This window comes from Mycobacterium tuberculosis H37Rv, from assembly GCF_000195955.2.
Lineage (GTDB): Bacteria > Actinomycetota > Actinomycetes > Mycobacteriales > Mycobacteriaceae > Mycobacterium > Mycobacterium tuberculosis.
In genome coordinates this window covers 600,412-614,808 of sequence record NC_000962.3, presented here as the reverse complement: position 1 = coordinate 614,808, position 14,397 = coordinate 600,412, and the positions used below count along the sequence as shown (strand labels likewise).

Sequence of the window (14,397 nt, the reverse complement as noted above, 5' to 3'; positions counted from 1 at the left end):
GTCGCTCAACTACAGGGTGTAAGAGTTTGCCGCAGCCACCAGAGGTTTGCTTGATGCCGCGGCCGGTCCACGAGTTGGATGGTGGGCATGCAACTACCGCAGTGGCTGGCTCGGTTCAATCGATATGTCACCAACCCCATTCAGCGGCTATGGGCCGGCTGGCTCCCGGCGTTCGCGATTCTTGAGCACGTGGGCCGCCGCTCGGGCAAGCCGTACCGTACCCCGTTGAACGTGTTCAGCGCGGACGTCGACGGCCGGGCGGGCGTGGCGATTTTGCTCACCTACGGTCCGAACCGCGACTGGCTGAAGAACATCACCGCGGCCGGCGGTGGCCGGATGCGCCGCTACGGCAAAACCTTTGGTGTCGCCAACCCGCGGCGGCTCACCAAGGCCGAGGCGGCGCCGTATGTCAGCAGCCGATGGCGGCCGGTCTTTGCCAGACTGCCGTTCGACGAGGCCGTACTGCTCACCAAGGCCGATTAAGGGGACGTCGCACCAATGTGGTGACCAAATAACACCCAACGACCACTGCCCAGGACAGCAGGCTGAGCCAGAGCTGGCTGCGCGCGGCGTAGTCGAACGCCATCCGCGCCAGCACGGCGACAATTCCGGTCACCGTGACGATCGACAGCCCCGGGAAAAGCCACATCCGTACCCCCAGATTTTGGCCAGATGTCTGGCGACGCAACACGATCTGCGACAGCGCGATAAGCAGGTAGACGAACAAAATCACAGCGCCCGACGAGTTGAGCAGGAAAACGAATACCGTTGCGGGTGAGACCCATGCCATGATCACGCACAGGAATCCCACCACGGACGATCCCATGATCGCGAAGGTGGGGACTCCACGCCGGTTGACTTTGACCAGCTGGGCCGGCGCCTCCTGCCGGGCGGCGAGCACGAACAGCATCCGCGACGCGGTATACAGGCCCGAGTTCAAGCAGGACAGCACCGCGGTAAGCACGACGGCATTCATGATCTGATCAGCACCCCCAATACCCATGTGCCGCAGCGCGGCAACGTACGGGGAGGCGCCAAGCTCCAACGAGTTCCACGGCAGGATCACCGTGAGCAGGAAGACCGAGCCGACGAAGAAGATCACGATGCGTGCCACCACCGTGCTCATCGCGCGTTGGACCGCTCGTTGAGGGTCCGGCGCTTCAGCCGCGGCGATGGTGACTACTTCCGTGCCAGTCATGGAGAAGATCGCGACCACGATGGCAGCGAAGACGGCACCTACCCCGTCGGGAAAGAAGCCACCGTGCGCGCTGAGGTTGCTGAAATCCATGCCATGGCCCGGCAGCAGCCCGAAGGCGAAAGCGGTGCCAAGGACCAGGAAGCCGACGATGGTGGCAACCTTGACTCCGGCGAACCAGAACTCGAACTCACCGAAGGATGACACCGAGACCAAGTTCGTCGCGGTCATCATCATCATCAGACACAGCGACGCCAACCACAGCGGCGCATCGATCCAGTAGGTTAGAACCTTCCCGCCGGCAACCGCCTCGAACCCCACGACGATTACCCAGAAGTACCAGTACAGCCAGCCAACCGAGAATCCCGCCCAGCCGCCCAGGGCTTTTGCCGCGTAGTCGGCGAACGCTCCAGTCGACGGATTGGCGGCGGCCATCTCGCCCAGCATGCGCATCACCAGAACGATCAGTGCGCCGCACAGCGCATAGGTCAGGAATGCCGCCGGACCGGTCGCACGGATAACCACACCAGACCCGACGAACAAGCCAGCACCGATGACGCCGCCGATAGCGATCATGTTGAGCTGACGCTGCGACAGTCCTGGGCGCAGTCCTGAAGTGGTAGCTATGGCACCTGCCTTCCGGTCCGTCGGGGGCAGTACTGGCGCCGCCGGGCAACTCCGTGCCCCCGGCTGTCACGCAGTCCGTGGGGTCAACGATACCGGCGACGACCAGCCGTCGAGTCGATCGCGGCCGTGGGCAGCTGGCATATCGGAGTCAGGCGGGTTCTCGGAAATGTTGGATGCCCCACGCGAGAGTGACCGTTGTCGGCGGCCTCGACCCAGTTCTTCAGGCCTACCCGCATCTTGTCGAGGTACTCCTGGGAGGACTTCCCCTCGAGTTCGAGACGCCGGGCTTCGAGTTCCTCGAACACTCGGCTGTAGTGCGTCCGCAGATTGCGAACCAGGTCTCTTTGGTCGAGCACCTCGAAACCGAGTGCCTGTGCGGCTTCACGCATAGAAGCGCATCGAGCCAAGGTCACGCAGGTTGAGCCGGTCGTAGACCGGCTGCAGCACACCGTCGGGAACATCGTCGGCCTGCATCGGATCGGTGAAGATCAGTTCGCCGCCGGGCCGCAACACCCGGAATGCCTCCTCGAGCACCTTTCGGCGGTCGGGCGCGTGCAGGATCGCATCTTGTGACCAGACGACGTCATAGCCGCTGTCCGGCTCGGGAATGTCGTCGAAGCTGCCATGAATCACCCGGATACTGCGGTCGAGTCCGGCCTGACGGTTCTTCTTACGGTTGGTCTCGTTCGGCACTTCGGAGATGTTGAGGCAGGTGATCGAACACCCTCCCATACACCAGGGACGACCGGGCTACCGCTCGGTCATCATTGACACGCAGCTGCCGCGCAAAGAATACCGACTTCCGGTACCAGCCGTTTCCAGTTTTGCGAAAGTTCTTCATGCCGTCACTGCTGCGCAGCCGGGCCCCCACTACGGCGACTCGCCAGCCGTTACCGGTGTCACGATTGGCCGGTGCTACGGCGTGGCTGTGCGGGCAACACCGATCGGCGCGGCATCATGACGCCCATGGCAGACCTGACCCGCCGTGCCCTGCTCCGTTGGGGTGCCGGCGCCGGCGCGGGAGCCGCCGGCGTGTGGGCCTTCGGCGCCCTGGTGGACCCACTTGAGCCGCAGGCGGCCCCGGCGCCGTTCGAGCCCCCGACGGCGGGCAGCAGCTTGCCGACCAGGATCTCCGGCTCGTTCATCTCGGCGGCTCGCGGAGGCATCAAGACCAACTGGGTGATCTCCATGCCGCCCGGCCAGAGCGGGCAGCTGCGGCCAGTGATCGCACTGCATGGCAAGGACGGCAACGCCGGCATGATGCTGGATCTCGGCGTCGAGCAGGGGTTGGCCCGCCTGGTCAAGGAGGGCAAGCCAGCGTTCGCGGTGGTCGGCGTCGACGGCGGCAACACCTACTGGCACCGTCGCTCTTCCGGCGGGGACTCGGGTGCGATGGTGCTCGACGAGCTGCTGCCGATGCTGACCTCGATGGGTATGGACACCTCCCGGGTGGGATTCCTGGGGTGGTCGATGGGGGGATACGGCGCGCTGCTCCTGGGTGCCCGGTTGGGTCCGGCCAGAACCGCGGGGATCTGTGCCATCAGCCCGGCATTGTTCACGTCGTTCACCGGCAGCACACCCGGGGCGTTCGACAGCTACGACGACTATGTGCAACACAGCGTGTTGGGCCTGCCCGCGCTGAACTCAATCCCGCTACGGGTGGATTGCGGCACCAGCGACCGCTTCTACTTCGCCACTCGCCAATTCGTCAACCAACTGCACCAACCGCCTGCCGGCAGCTTCTCGCCCGGAGGACACGACGCGTCGTACTGGCGCGAACAGTTGCCCGGCGAACTGGCTTGGATGGCGTCCTAGCTGACGTGGCGCAGCGTGGCGGTGGCTGAGGACAGCTGAATTCGGACGGACATGTTTCGCGAAAGAACCACCCCTCGACGACGAACGTGGTACGAATGAAATGGTTTTGGAGGTTCTGAGATGAGTCCGATGCTGCTGGCCTTCCTCACCGCCGCGGCGCCACTCGCCGGACTTGGTCTCCTGCAGTTGCAGGCGCGCCTTGAGCGTTGGGATTACGAACGGCACGCAGAGGACTAGCACGTCGACCGTCGTCACGCTAAACCCTTTGCGTGGCTCGTGACTCCCAACTCATCCAACCAACTCCATGCTGATCAGCGGCGCGATCTTGTCCGCCAGATACTCATGTCCCGCATCGTTGGGATGCACGCCATCCGCGCCGATCAGCTCGGGCCTGTCGACAAACCAGTGGTCGGCGATCGGGTCGACAAACACTGCTCCTGCGGCCCGCGCCTGAGCGCCCAGCACGTCGCGAATCCGCAGCATTGGGCCAGGTACGTCGGCGGTAGGCCACGGCGGTGCGATCACCAGCAAGCTCGCGGATGGTGCGCGGTGGCGCGCTAGATCGAAAGTGTCGCGGACCTTTTCGGCCAGCATCTCGGGATCCTCAGGATCCATGCCTTGGTCGTTGCGGGAGCCAAAGAACACCACCAGTGCATCGTCGGGCTGGACGGCCCTGGCGGTCAGATCCTCAAACACGTTGCCGTGGTCGCCGGGCACCCCGTAGCCGGCCCGGCCCTCGGCGGCCACGTCGGCTGCGATCCGCACGCCACGTGCAGCGAGCATCTGCCAGGTGCGAGCGGTCCATGATTTCGAGCCCAGACCGCCCTCATCGGTGCCGGTGGTATAGGAGTCGCCAATCACCGCGACCGGGTTAAGCCGGTAATCCAGGGTCAGTGGGCGGTAGGACCGCGGGCACCCTGGATTGCCGACGACCAGGCCGACCAGGAGAGTGAGACCAATGACGTATGTACCCGGGCGACTCACACTGACTCCACTGATGGCTCCACTGGACTCGGCTCAAAGTTGAACGGGTCGTGCGCCGCGTCCAAATAAAGGGAATCGTACGAGGAAACCGATGTGAACTCGCGTCGACCCGCTGCAGCCCCACTCAACCGTCACACCGCGCGGGCCGAAACCCCTTCCAGCGCATCGTCGATTTGATAACGCGTGCTGCCTACCGGCTCCCCGGGCTCGCTTCTCGCACTCGCGGCTTTGACGTCGACCATCCGGCGCATCCATCGGCGGCCCGGTTCTTCGACGAAGTGATACAGCAAGATCGCAGCCCCCAGGGCGATCGCGAGCAGACCGACGACGTTCCATTTCCACGGCTGATCCTGCAGCGCAAGCTCGTATTGTTGCACGGCCCATCCCCAGGCGGTATGCACCAGCTCGTGCACCATGTAGAGGCAAAACGAGATCTGCCCGCCAAAAACCATCAACCGCGTCGACAGCAACGCCGGCAGGCTGCCGACGCCAATCGCCAGGCTGATCACCAGCGGAACGAACAGCACGTCGACCACCCCGCCGCTGTCCTCGACCCCGGCGAGCGGATGCGCGTGCAACAGGTAGAGGATGCCGACAATCGCGACGCCGACCAGCACGGAAAGGTACCCGGCGATGCGGCGAGCGCGATCGGTCGGCCGCAACCTGCGGACGGCGGCACACGCCAGCGCTCCCGCGGCGAATTGCGTCACGATTCGGGGCAGCCAGCTCCATGGCGTATAGAACTGGCCGCTGGCCAACAGCAGCACCACGGGCGGCAACGACGCCGCGAAGGCCAGCCACATCAGGCCCCGCGCCCTGGTGGCGTGCTTCATCCGGAAGATGACCAGAATGAGCAGACCGAACAGCAAGTAGGCCAACCATTCCGCACTGATCGACCAGGCCGGTCCATCCCAACTGGATCCATCGAAATACGGCTGAAACCACAGCTGCACCAGCAGGATCTGGCGCACATAGCTGATCGCGGTCAGCTGGCCTGCCTCCGGAGACGGCACGTGACCGACGTGCAGCGTAAAGATGACCCACACGGCGGCCAGGTGCAAGGTGACCAGGTACACCGGCCACACCCTGGCCAGCCGCAGCCACAAGAAGTGCAGGTTGGCACGGACCGACCACGACCGGCCCATGCGGTCGAGGTAGTTCCAGGTCAGCACGAACCCACTGAGGATGAAGAAGAGGTCTACACCCTGCGCGCCGCAGTCGAGCACCGGCGCGAGGGCGTCGCGGAAGCCCGGTGACGCATCACCCAACATCGGTCGGAAGTGAAACAGCACTACCCACACCGCCGCGACGATGCGCAATCCTGTCAGGGCCCTAATTTCTCCGGTGATCTCTGCAGCGCGCACGCCGTTCTTTCCGTCTGAACTCTGCTGTCTGGTCCGCCTTCTAGGCTGACCGGGCGGCTGATCCATACCACCGGCCATATCATCAGCCCCCGACTAGCAACCGGCAGCCATCGCAGCCTAACAGCGCCATGGCCGCGACGGCGTGGGTCGCCGGGAGCACCCCGAAAATCGCTTCTTAGCAAAGAGTTAGAGGCGGCTTTCGCTCCCCTTAGATTTTGCGGGTTTGGTTAAAGGCAGCTTTAGCCGGCGATCGGTCGGCCCGCAACGCGACGGAGAACGAGGCTATTGATGACTACCACGATCCCGACGTCAAAATCGGCTTGCAGCGTCACGACGCGGCCCGGAAATGCCGCCGTTGACTACGGTGGCGCTCAGATTCGGGCCTACCTGCATCACCTGGCGACAGTGGTGACCATCCGAGGCGAGATCGACGCCGCCAATGTCGAGCAGATCAGCGAGCACGTCCGGCGTTTCAGCCTCGGAACAAATCCGATGGTGCTCGACCTGAGCGAGTTGAGTCACTTCAGTGGGGCCGGCATCTCGCTCTTGTGCATCCTCGATGAGGACTGCCGAGCCGCCGGCGTCCAGTGGGCATTAGTCGCGAGCCCCGCAGTAGTCGAACAGCTAGGTGGCCGCTGTGACCAGGGCGAGCATGAATCCATGTTCCCGATGGCGCGCTCGGTGCATAAAGCGCTCCACGACCTGGCTGACGCCATCGACCGCCGCCGTCAGCTGGTGCTACCGCTAATCAGCAGGTCAGCCTAAAACGGCGGTGGGTCGTCGTTGTGATCCGGTGGTGGGCCGTGGGTGTCGGTGGCCGCGGCGGTCTGGGTGAGCACCTGGGCGCGCTGGCGGGCGGCGTGGTTTTGTCGACGTTCGGTGGCGATGCGATAGGCCCGGTCTTGGGCGCGGGTGCGCCGGCGTTTGGGCATCATCGCTGTGCGCTGGTCGCAATGGTCGTAGGGTGGGTCGGCTTCCGGTGCCGGGATGCCGCCGCTGAAGTGGCACAAGCTGGGGAACAGCAGCGCACTGCCCGGGGTGCTGACATAGGTATGCCCGGACGGGGAGGTCAAAATCAGGGTGCCGTCGGGTAGCTGTTGATCACGCCATCCCCAAAACGTTTTCACCAGGTGATGGGTACGGCAGTAACATTTCAGGTTCGACGCATGGGTGGGCCCACCAGCGGCATACGGGATCGTATGATCCAGGTCGCAATTGGTGGCGGGCTCATCACAGCCGGGCCAGCGACACGTCAGATCCCGGCAGCGAACGAAATCGGCGAGCGCTTTCGACGGCGCATACCCCGGCTCGGGCGGCGCATCGCCGGGATGAACCAGCGGCACCAGCGTGGCCGTCTTGGCCAGCTCGGCCACCAGTTCGGCGGTGATCAGCCCGTCGGCGTTCATCTGCGATGCCGGCGCCGAGCCCGTGCCATTGATCGTGGCCGCCTCGGCGATCAGGTGAATCACCACCGGCGGGGCCGCAGGCCGCTTCCCGGCCGCACAATCAGCGCGCCCACAGCCACAGCCCAGCCGATCGGCCCCGCCCGCCAACGCCCCCAACGCGTCCGCGCGGCGCTGCTCACGGCTGCGCGGATCGTGCTCACACACGGTGCCCGCCAACGCGCTCAACCGCGCATCGAGGGCGTGTGCGTCGACGGCCAACAGGCTGCCACCGATCTGGCACACACCGTCTTGGCTTTCCCCGACCCAGAACTGGCGCTGGGCCTGATACTCCTTGCGCCGCCGCACCGCATCGGCATCGGCACGCGCCACGATCTTATCGACCTGCCCAGCCAGGCGGGCCTTGGTCATCGAGGGCCAACGCGCCACATTGGCGGCCAACTGCGCATCCACCGCCGCCAAAACATCAGGGTCAACGATCAAGTCGGTGCGATACACAATCGTGGCAAACATCAGATAGCCGATGTCGCCGGCGCTAAACACCTCAGCCGTCTTAGGCAGCCGCTCACGCATCGCCCGCGCATACCGCAACCGGCTGGCCGCCAGACCCTGACTGATCCGCAACGCCGCCGCCACCTCGGCGGCCACCGCCGCCATGGTGTCCATCACCCACTCCTCGCGGCCCCCGCAACGCGACCACCGATAGGCGAACAACTCCCCCAACGCCACCAACTGCGCCGCAGCGGCCCGGTTTTCGGCCCGAGTCGCCGAGCAGATCCGATCGATGAACGCCGCCGACACCCTCGTGGTCCGCGGAGCATGGCATTCAAACCGCTCATCAAAATGAGCGATCGCCTCCGGTGAAGGCATGCGCCCCCGCACCTGATCGAACATACTTTCGATACTACCAGCCGCTGCCGACACAGACCAGGGCCCGATCAAGCAGCAGCGGAAGTGATCCACGCAAACGGCTCAATGACACCAACCGCCGGGCGGACGCTGGTTCAAGCCGTCCGGATGTGCGTTCAAGCCAGCTCGCGCGCGCCGCAACCTGGCCGTCCCCACCACCGACAACACGCCGGCGATCGTCGCCAGCAGCAGGGTCAGCACCAACGGTTGCGGGTGATAGACCACCGACAGGGTGACCGGCTGGCCGTCGATGACGGGCGCGACGGCCACGGTGGAGCGGGTCCGCGACCAGCTCGCCGCAGATCCGGCAAGCGCGGCACAAGCCAGGAACAGTTCGGCCCCGGCCCGGTAGCGGGCGATCACCGCGCTGGCCCGGCGTCGTCACCGTTGACGTCGGCGACATCAGAATCCACGGGCCCGAGCCGCTCCTGAACCAGCGGAGTCAGCGCCGCCCGCAGCTGTTGATGACGACGCGCCCAGGCCTGGGCGGTGCGGCCTCCGGTCAGCTTCAGCCCGATTCCCACCCGGCCGCGCGGTACGCCGACGAGCTCGCCCAGGGTCCGCGCCGACTGCCACTTTGCCGGCTCTTCCCCGGACGTCTCGCGGCCGTCTGCCTCCGGATAGATTTTGACGATTTCGGCCAGCCTGATGGTCTCGGTGCCTTGGCGCAAGGCATCATGCGTCAGCTCGACCGACGTGTGAATCCGCGCCGCCTTCACCTGCAATGCCACGAACGCCGACACCATCACCAGAAAGATCGCCGGCGTTATCAACCCAACCCCGGCGCCGCTGGATATCTCGAGGAGGAGCACCGACACCGCCGCAAGCGGACCAGTCAGCACCCAGTACCAGCTCGCGCCGGGTTCGTAGAACAACAACTTGGGCTTGGTATCCCCGGTTGGTGTCATGTCAGGCCTCCGTCACGTAAGCCAGCCCGCCGCGTCTACCGCCCAGTAGGTGAGCACGATGTCGGCGCCGGCACGCCGGATACCGGTCAGCGACTCTAGCACCGCGGCACGCTCATCGATCCAATTATTGGCCGCCGCCGCACGAATCATCGCGTACTCTCCCGAGACCTGATAGGCGGCCACCGGGACCGGCGAGACGTCCGCCGCGGCCGCCACCACATCGAGGTAGCCCATCGCGGGTTTGACCATCACAATGTCGGCGCCTTCGTCGAGATCGAGCTCGATCTCACGCAGCGCCTCGGCGGCGTTGCCCGGCTCCTGCTGGTAGGTGCGCCGATCCCCGGACAGGCTAGAGCTCACCGCCTCGCGGAACGGGCCGTAGAACGCCGAAGCAAACTTCGCGGCGTAGGCCAAGATCACCACATCGATGTAGCCGGCGGCGTCCAAACCGTCCCGGATCGCGGCTACCTGGCCATCCATCATCCCACTGGGTCCGACCACGTGGGCGCCCGATTCCGCTTGCGCCACAGCCAGTTCCACATAGCGGGCCACGGTGGCGTCGTTATCGACCCGGCCCCGGTCATCGAGCACACCGCAGTGCCCGTGGTCGGTGAACTCGTCCAGACAGGTGTCGGCCATCAACACCGTGGCCTCACCCAGGTCCTTGGCCAGATCGCGAAGGGCGACGTTGAGGATCCCGTCGGGGTCGATGCCCGCCGAACCGACACCGTCCTTGTCCTGGTCGCGCGGCACGCCGAAAAGCATCAGCCCACCCACGCCGGCGGCCACCGCGGCTGCCGCGGCCCTACGTAGCGAATCCCGGGTGTGCTGTACCACGCCCGGCATGGAGGTAATCGGCCGCGGCTCGTCAATGCCGTCGGCAACGAACATCGGCAGCACCAAATGCCTTGGCTCCAACGAGGTTTGCGCAACCAGACGGCGCATCGCGACGGTGGAGCGGAGCCGGCGCGGTCGCTGCCGCGGATAGGAACTCATGCTCATTCGTAGCCGCGAGCGTACGCAAAATGCCAGCTCGGTCGGCGTGTCGGTGTACAGACACGCACGCTCACCTGACGAGGGTGGGCCACTAGCGCCTGCGGCTCTTCTTGCGCGGCGGGGGCAGCGCACCCTCAGCGCGCAACCGGGCGGCATGCTCGGCCAGCGCATCGACCAGCGGGCCGATGGCGGCGGTGTCCGGCTGGACATCGACCCGCAAGCCGAACTCGGCTGCGGTCTCGGCGGTCTTTGGCCCTATGCAGGCGATGATCGTCCGCGCGTGCGGCTTGCCGGCGATGCCGACCAGGTTTCGCACCGTCGAGCTGGAGGTGAAACATACCGCGTCAAACCCGCCCGTCTTGATCATTTCCCGGGTAGTGGCCGGCGGCGGCGCGGCCCGCACGGTCCGGTAGGCGGTGACGTCCTCGATCTCCCAGCCACGCTCTCGCAGTCCCTCGGCCAGCGTTTCGGTGGCGATGTCGGCGCGCGGCAGCAAAACCCGGTTCACCGGGTCGAAAACGCTGTCGTAGGGCGGGAAGTCGTCTAGCAAGCCAAGCGAGGACTGCTCCCCGGAGGGCACCAGCTCGGGACTGATTCCGAAGGCGCGCACCCGGTCGGCCGTCGACTCGCCGACACAGGCGATCTTCACCCCGGAGAACGCGCGGGCATCCAGACCGAACTCGCCGAACTTCTCCCACACCGCACGCACCGCGTTGGTGGAGGTGAACACGATCCACTGGAATCGGCCATCGACCAGGCCCTTGACGGCGCGCTCCATCTGCGCGGGGCTGCGCGGCGGCTCGACGGCGATGGTCGGCACCTCCACCGGCAGCGCGCCGTACGACGTGAGCCGCTCGCTCATCTCGCCGGCCTGGTCCTTGGTGCGCGGCACCAACACCGTCCAGCCGTAGAGGGCGCGGCTCTCCCACCAGTTCAGCTTTGCCCGACTGGTCACCGTCTTGCCGATGGTCACTATCAGCGGTCCGGCCTGGGAGTCCCTCCCGTTTGCGGAGCACGCGGGGTCGGTAGCGCCCAGGACGGCCGGGTCGGTCAATCCCTGAAGTGTGGTCTCGACCGAACGCTGCTGACAGGTGGTGCCGTGTGCGGTCACCACGCACGGAGTGGACTCGGCCAGCTGGTGATCGATCAGGCTGCGGGCCGATTCGGCTAGATGCGATGCGGTGGCCTGCAGGATCAGCGGCCCGGGTGCGGCAGCCAGCGCGTCCCAGTCGGTGTTTTCGGGGTCGATACGCACGTCGGCGACGGTGTGCGACGAACCCAGCGGCAACCCGGCATAGGTCGGGACCGCGCTGCTGGCGGCCAGGCCGGGCACGATTTCGATGTGCAGGTGGGTGCGTGCGACGGCGTTCACCTCGCTGATTACCGCATCCACCGTGAGCGGATCGCCCGCCACCAGCCGCACCACGTCGACACCCGAACGGGCCTCGGCGGTCAGCGTCTTGGCCACATCGGCGGGATCGCCCAGCGCCGGGCGGATGTCAGGACCACCGGAGACTACCGCGGACGCGGCCCGGCCGTGTTCCTGCGCACTTCCTCCGCCGGCCGCATCGCCGTTCCCGGCAACCGGCTCGGCGGGCGCCGGGCCGGACACGGGGGGCAGATCCGTGCCGATCAGCGCCACCACCGGCTCCGGTACGTCGGGATCGGTGAACACCAGCGCGGCGTTGGCCAGCACCGCGGCAGCCCGTGTCGTAAGCAAGCCGGGGTCGCCCGGACCGGAGCCCACGAAAACGATGCGGCCCGGTCTCGGCTTACGCCCTCGCGTCATGATTGTCACTCCCAGTCACTTCTTCATGCGGGCTAATGCCGCACTCCCCACATCAGCTCCCGGGCGCCCAGCTCGAACAGCTCCGCGGCGACCGAGAGCCCCAGCTCCCGTGCCCGACCGCAACTGCCGATGCCGGACGCGCGGATCACGTCGGATCCGTCCAGCGCCGCCACGCACCCGCGCAGCGACAGCTCCTCGAAGACACGGCCGTCCTCATCGATGGACTCGACCACTTCTGCGATCGCTCCCACCGGTGCGGAGCAACCTGCCTCCAGGTCGGCAAGCAGGGCTCGCTCGGCGGTGACCGCCGCACGCGTGTCGGCGTCATCCAACTCCGCCAGCACTGCCACCAACCGGCTGTCGCCGGCGCGGCATTCGACCGCGAGCGCGCCCTGAGCCGGCGCGGGCAACATCTGCACCGGCTCTAACGTCTCGGTCACGTCATCGAGGCGGCCCAGCCGCGCCAGACCAGCCCGGGCCACCACGATGGCGTCAAGATCGCCGCTACTTACCTTGTTCAACCTGGTATCTAGGTTGCCTCGTAGGGGGCGGATTTCCAAACCGAGACCCAATGCTCTAAGCTGTGCGGCCCGCCGCGGCGAGGATGTGCCCACCAACGATCCGACCGGCAATTCCCCCAGCGTCAGCCCGTCACGGGCTACCACCGCGTCGCGGGGGTCATTGCGCGGCGGTATCGCCGCAACCGTGAACCTTGGATCGGCGGCAGTCGGCAAATCCTTGTACGAATGCACCGCCGCATCGACGAGGCCTGCCTCCATCGCCTCGCGCAACGCCGTGGTGAAGACGCCAACCCCGAGACTGGCGATCGGCGCCATGGATCGGTCACCCTCGGTGCTGATGGTCACCAACTCCGCGGAGTGGCCACCAGCGATGAGGGCGTCTCTGACAGTGGCGGCCTGAGTGGTGGCCAGCAAGCTGCCCCGGGTACCTATCCGGATCACGTGCGCCAATCAGTTACTCGGCGATCGCTTCGGGCTGCTTTGCATGTCGCCTCCACCGCGGCGACTTTCAGCGTCGAATCCGCTTGGCACCACCGGTAATTCACCTGCAGTGGCGACGGCATCGACGGCGGTCTGGTCAAGCTCGAAGAGTTCGCGCAGCGCCTCGGCGTAGCTGTCACCGCCGGGCGCACTGGCGAGCTGCTTGATCCGCACGGTAGGCGCGTGCAACAGCTTGTCCACGACTCGCCGTACGGTGCGGGCCACCTCCTCGCGCTGGACACTCTGCAGGCCGGGCAGCCGGTTGTCCAGGCGCAGCAATTCCGCTTCGACCACTTCGGCGGCTCGCTGGCGCAACGCCGTCACGGTTGGGGTGACCTCGGCCATCCGCTGCCCCACCAGATAGCTGGCAACTTCGGCGGCGACGATGTGGCGGGCGGCCTCAACGTCGGCAGCCGCGGCATGTGCCGAGGGTTCATGTTGCACGCTATCCACGTCCACGACCCACACACACGGTAATCTGGCCACCGCAGGATCGACGTCACGCGGCATGCCCAAGTCGCATATCACCAACGGACGGGTGGCCTCGTCACGGCGGGCGGCGGCCAGCGCATGATGCACATCGGCCAGCGACACCACCGGACGCACCGCCCCAGTACAGCTGACCACCACGTCGGCATCGGCCAGGACATTAGCCAGGCGGTCGAGCGCTAGCGCCTCGGCCGGCACGCCAGATTCGCGGATCCTTCGGGCCAACCGCTGCGCCCGGGACAACGACCGGTTGAGCACCTGAATGTGCCCGACGCCGGCACGGGTCAGATGTACCGCCGACAGCGCGCCCATCGCCCCGGCGCCGATCACCACCGCGGTCGTGCCCGCCAACGAGCCCAATTTGCGCTCGGCCATTCCCAGGGCGACCGACACCACGGAGGCACCGGCAGCGTCAATGGCGGTTTCGGAGTGCACTCGCTTGCCCACCGACAGCGCCCGCTGGGCCAATTCGTGCAGCACGCGGCCGACCGTGCGGTTGGATTCGGCGACGGCATAGGCGCGGCGCACCTGACCAAGCACCTGCTGCTCGCCGATCACCGCCGAGTCCAGGCCGCTGGCAACCGCGAACAGGTGCTCAACTGCTGCCTCGCTGTAGCGGACATATGCGTACTTGGTCAGCTCCCCCATCGACATACCGGAGTGTTCGGCAAGCACCTGCCCGATCACCGACAGGCCGCCATGGAACGCGTCCACTACGGCGTAGACCTCGACGCGGTTGCAAGTCGACAGCACCATCGCCTCGGTCACCAGCGGCGAAGCCAGCACTCGGTCGATGATCTTGACTTGATCGGATTCGTCGATACTGAGTTGTTCAAGGACGACGACCGGCGCGCTACGATGCGACACCCCGAAGAGCAGCACGCTCACGGCAGCACCACCTGGCCAGCTCCCTCGAC

13 protein-coding genes are annotated in these 14,397 nt (G+C 66.1%); 3 read left to right on the top strand and 10 right to left on the bottom strand.

Going from position 1 to position 14,397, the window contains the following annotated elements:
* Positions 1-87: 87 nt before the first annotated feature.
* Positions 88-483: a hypothetical protein gene (locus Rv0523c; RefSeq protein ID NP_215037.1), complete on the top strand. Its 396-nt coding sequence runs from the start codon at positions 88-90 to the stop codon at positions 481-483.
* Here the strand turns inward: Rv0523c and gabP are convergent.
* Positions 467-1,771, bottom strand: coding sequence for a GABA permease GabP (gene gabP, locus Rv0522; RefSeq protein YP_177734.1), 1,305 nt, complete (start codon positions 1,769-1,771; stop codon positions 467-469). The two genes, Rv0523c and gabP, sit on opposite strands and share 17 nt — an antisense overlap.
* Positions 1,772-2,734: 963 nt before the next feature.
* Here gabP and Rv0519c point away from each other — a divergent pair.
* Positions 2,735-3,637, top strand: coding sequence for a membrane protein (locus tag Rv0519c; RefSeq protein NP_215033.1), 903 nt, complete (start codon positions 2,735-2,737; stop codon positions 3,635-3,637).
* A gap of 288 nt (positions 3,638-3,925) precedes the next feature.
* Here the strand turns inward: Rv0519c and Rv0518 are convergent, their stop codons facing one another.
* Together Rv0518 and Rv0517 are read right to left on the bottom strand one after the other, a co-directional pair.
* Entirely contained in the window at positions 3,926-4,621 is a 696-nt protein-coding gene (locus Rv0518; RefSeq protein ID NP_215032.1) for a hypothetical protein, read from the bottom strand.
* Between the two features lie 131 nt (positions 4,622-4,752).
* Positions 4,753-6,063, bottom strand: coding sequence for an acyltransferase (locus tag Rv0517; protein NP_215031.1), 1,311 nt, complete (start codon positions 6,061-6,063; stop codon positions 4,753-4,755).
* A gap of 210 nt (positions 6,064-6,273) precedes the next feature.
* Here Rv0517 and Rv0516c point away from each other — a divergent pair, with 210 nt between their 5' ends.
* Complete coding sequence (locus tag Rv0516c) at positions 6,274-6,750, top strand: anti-anti-sigma factor (RefSeq protein NP_215030.1); 477 nt, start codon at positions 6,274-6,276, stop codon at positions 6,748-6,750.
* Here Rv0516c and Rv0515 read toward each other — a convergent pair.
* The 7 genes from Rv0515 to hemA form a co-directional block, all read right to left on the bottom strand.
* Positions 6,747-8,258, bottom strand: coding sequence for a hypothetical protein (locus Rv0515; protein NP_215029.1), 1,512 nt, complete (start codon positions 8,256-8,258; stop codon positions 6,747-6,749). The two genes, Rv0516c and Rv0515, sit on opposite strands and share 4 nt — an antisense overlap.
* A gap of 102 nt (positions 8,259-8,360) precedes the next feature.
* Complete coding sequence (locus Rv0514) at positions 8,361-8,660, bottom strand: transmembrane protein (RefSeq protein ID NP_215028.1); 300 nt, start codon at positions 8,658-8,660, stop codon at positions 8,361-8,363.
* A complete protein-coding gene (locus Rv0513) occupies positions 8,657-9,205 on the bottom strand; it encodes a transmembrane protein (protein NP_215027.1) in 549 nt (182 codons plus the stop codon). The genes Rv0514 and Rv0513 overlap by 4 nt, the downstream gene beginning before the upstream one ends.
* Positions 9,206-9,217: 12 nt before the next feature.
* Positions 9,218-10,207: a delta-aminolevulinic acid dehydratase gene (hemB, locus tag Rv0512; RefSeq protein NP_215026.1), complete on the bottom strand. Its 990-nt coding sequence runs from the start codon at positions 10,205-10,207 to the stop codon at positions 9,218-9,220.
* 85 nt (positions 10,208-10,292) lie between these two features.
* Positions 10,293-11,990, bottom strand: a complete 1,698-nt coding sequence (hemD, locus tag Rv0511; RefSeq protein ID YP_177733.1) for a uroporphyrin-III C-methyltransferase — start codon at positions 11,988-11,990, stop codon at positions 10,293-10,295.
* A gap of 32 nt (positions 11,991-12,022) precedes the next feature.
* On the bottom strand, positions 12,023-12,952 hold the full coding sequence (hemC, locus tag Rv0510; protein NP_215024.1) for a porphobilinogen deaminase: 930 nt from the start codon (positions 12,950-12,952) through the stop codon (positions 12,023-12,025).
* A gap of 9 nt (positions 12,953-12,961) precedes the next feature.
* Positions 12,962-14,368: a glutamyl-tRNA reductase gene (gene hemA / locus Rv0509; RefSeq protein ID NP_215023.1), complete on the bottom strand. Its 1,407-nt coding sequence runs from the start codon at positions 14,366-14,368 to the stop codon at positions 12,962-12,964.
* Between the last annotated feature and the right edge of the window lie 29 nt (positions 14,369-14,397).

Bases quoted from the DNA above. Each gene is read 5' to 3' on its own strand.
- Rv0513 (NP_215027.1), bottom strand. From the start codon at position 9,205: ATGACACCAACCGGGGATACCAAGCCCAAGTTGTTGTTCTACGAACCC.
- Rv0517 (NP_215031.1), bottom strand. From the start codon at position 6,063: ATGGCCGGTGGTATGGATCAGCCGCCCGGTCAGCCTAGAAGGCGGACC.
- Rv0523c (NP_215037.1), top strand. From the start codon at position 88: ATGCAACTACCGCAGTGGCTGGCTCGGTTCAATCGATATGTCACCAAC.
- hemB (NP_215026.1), bottom strand. From the start codon at position 10,207: ATGAGCATGAGTTCCTATCCGCGGCAGCGACCGCGCCGGCTCCGCTCC.
- Rv0515 (NP_215029.1), bottom strand. From the start codon at position 8,258: ATGCCTTCACCGGAGGCGATCGCTCATTTTGATGAGCGGTTTGAATGC.
- hemD (YP_177733.1), bottom strand. From the start codon at position 11,990: ATGACGCGAGGGCGTAAGCCGAGACCGGGCCGCATCGTTTTCGTGGGC.
- gabP (YP_177734.1), bottom strand. From the start codon at position 1,771: ATGATCGCTATCGGCGGCGTCATCGGTGCTGGCTTGTTCGTCGGGTCT.
- Rv0516c (NP_215030.1), top strand. From the start codon at position 6,274: ATGACTACCACGATCCCGACGTCAAAATCGGCTTGCAGCGTCACGACG.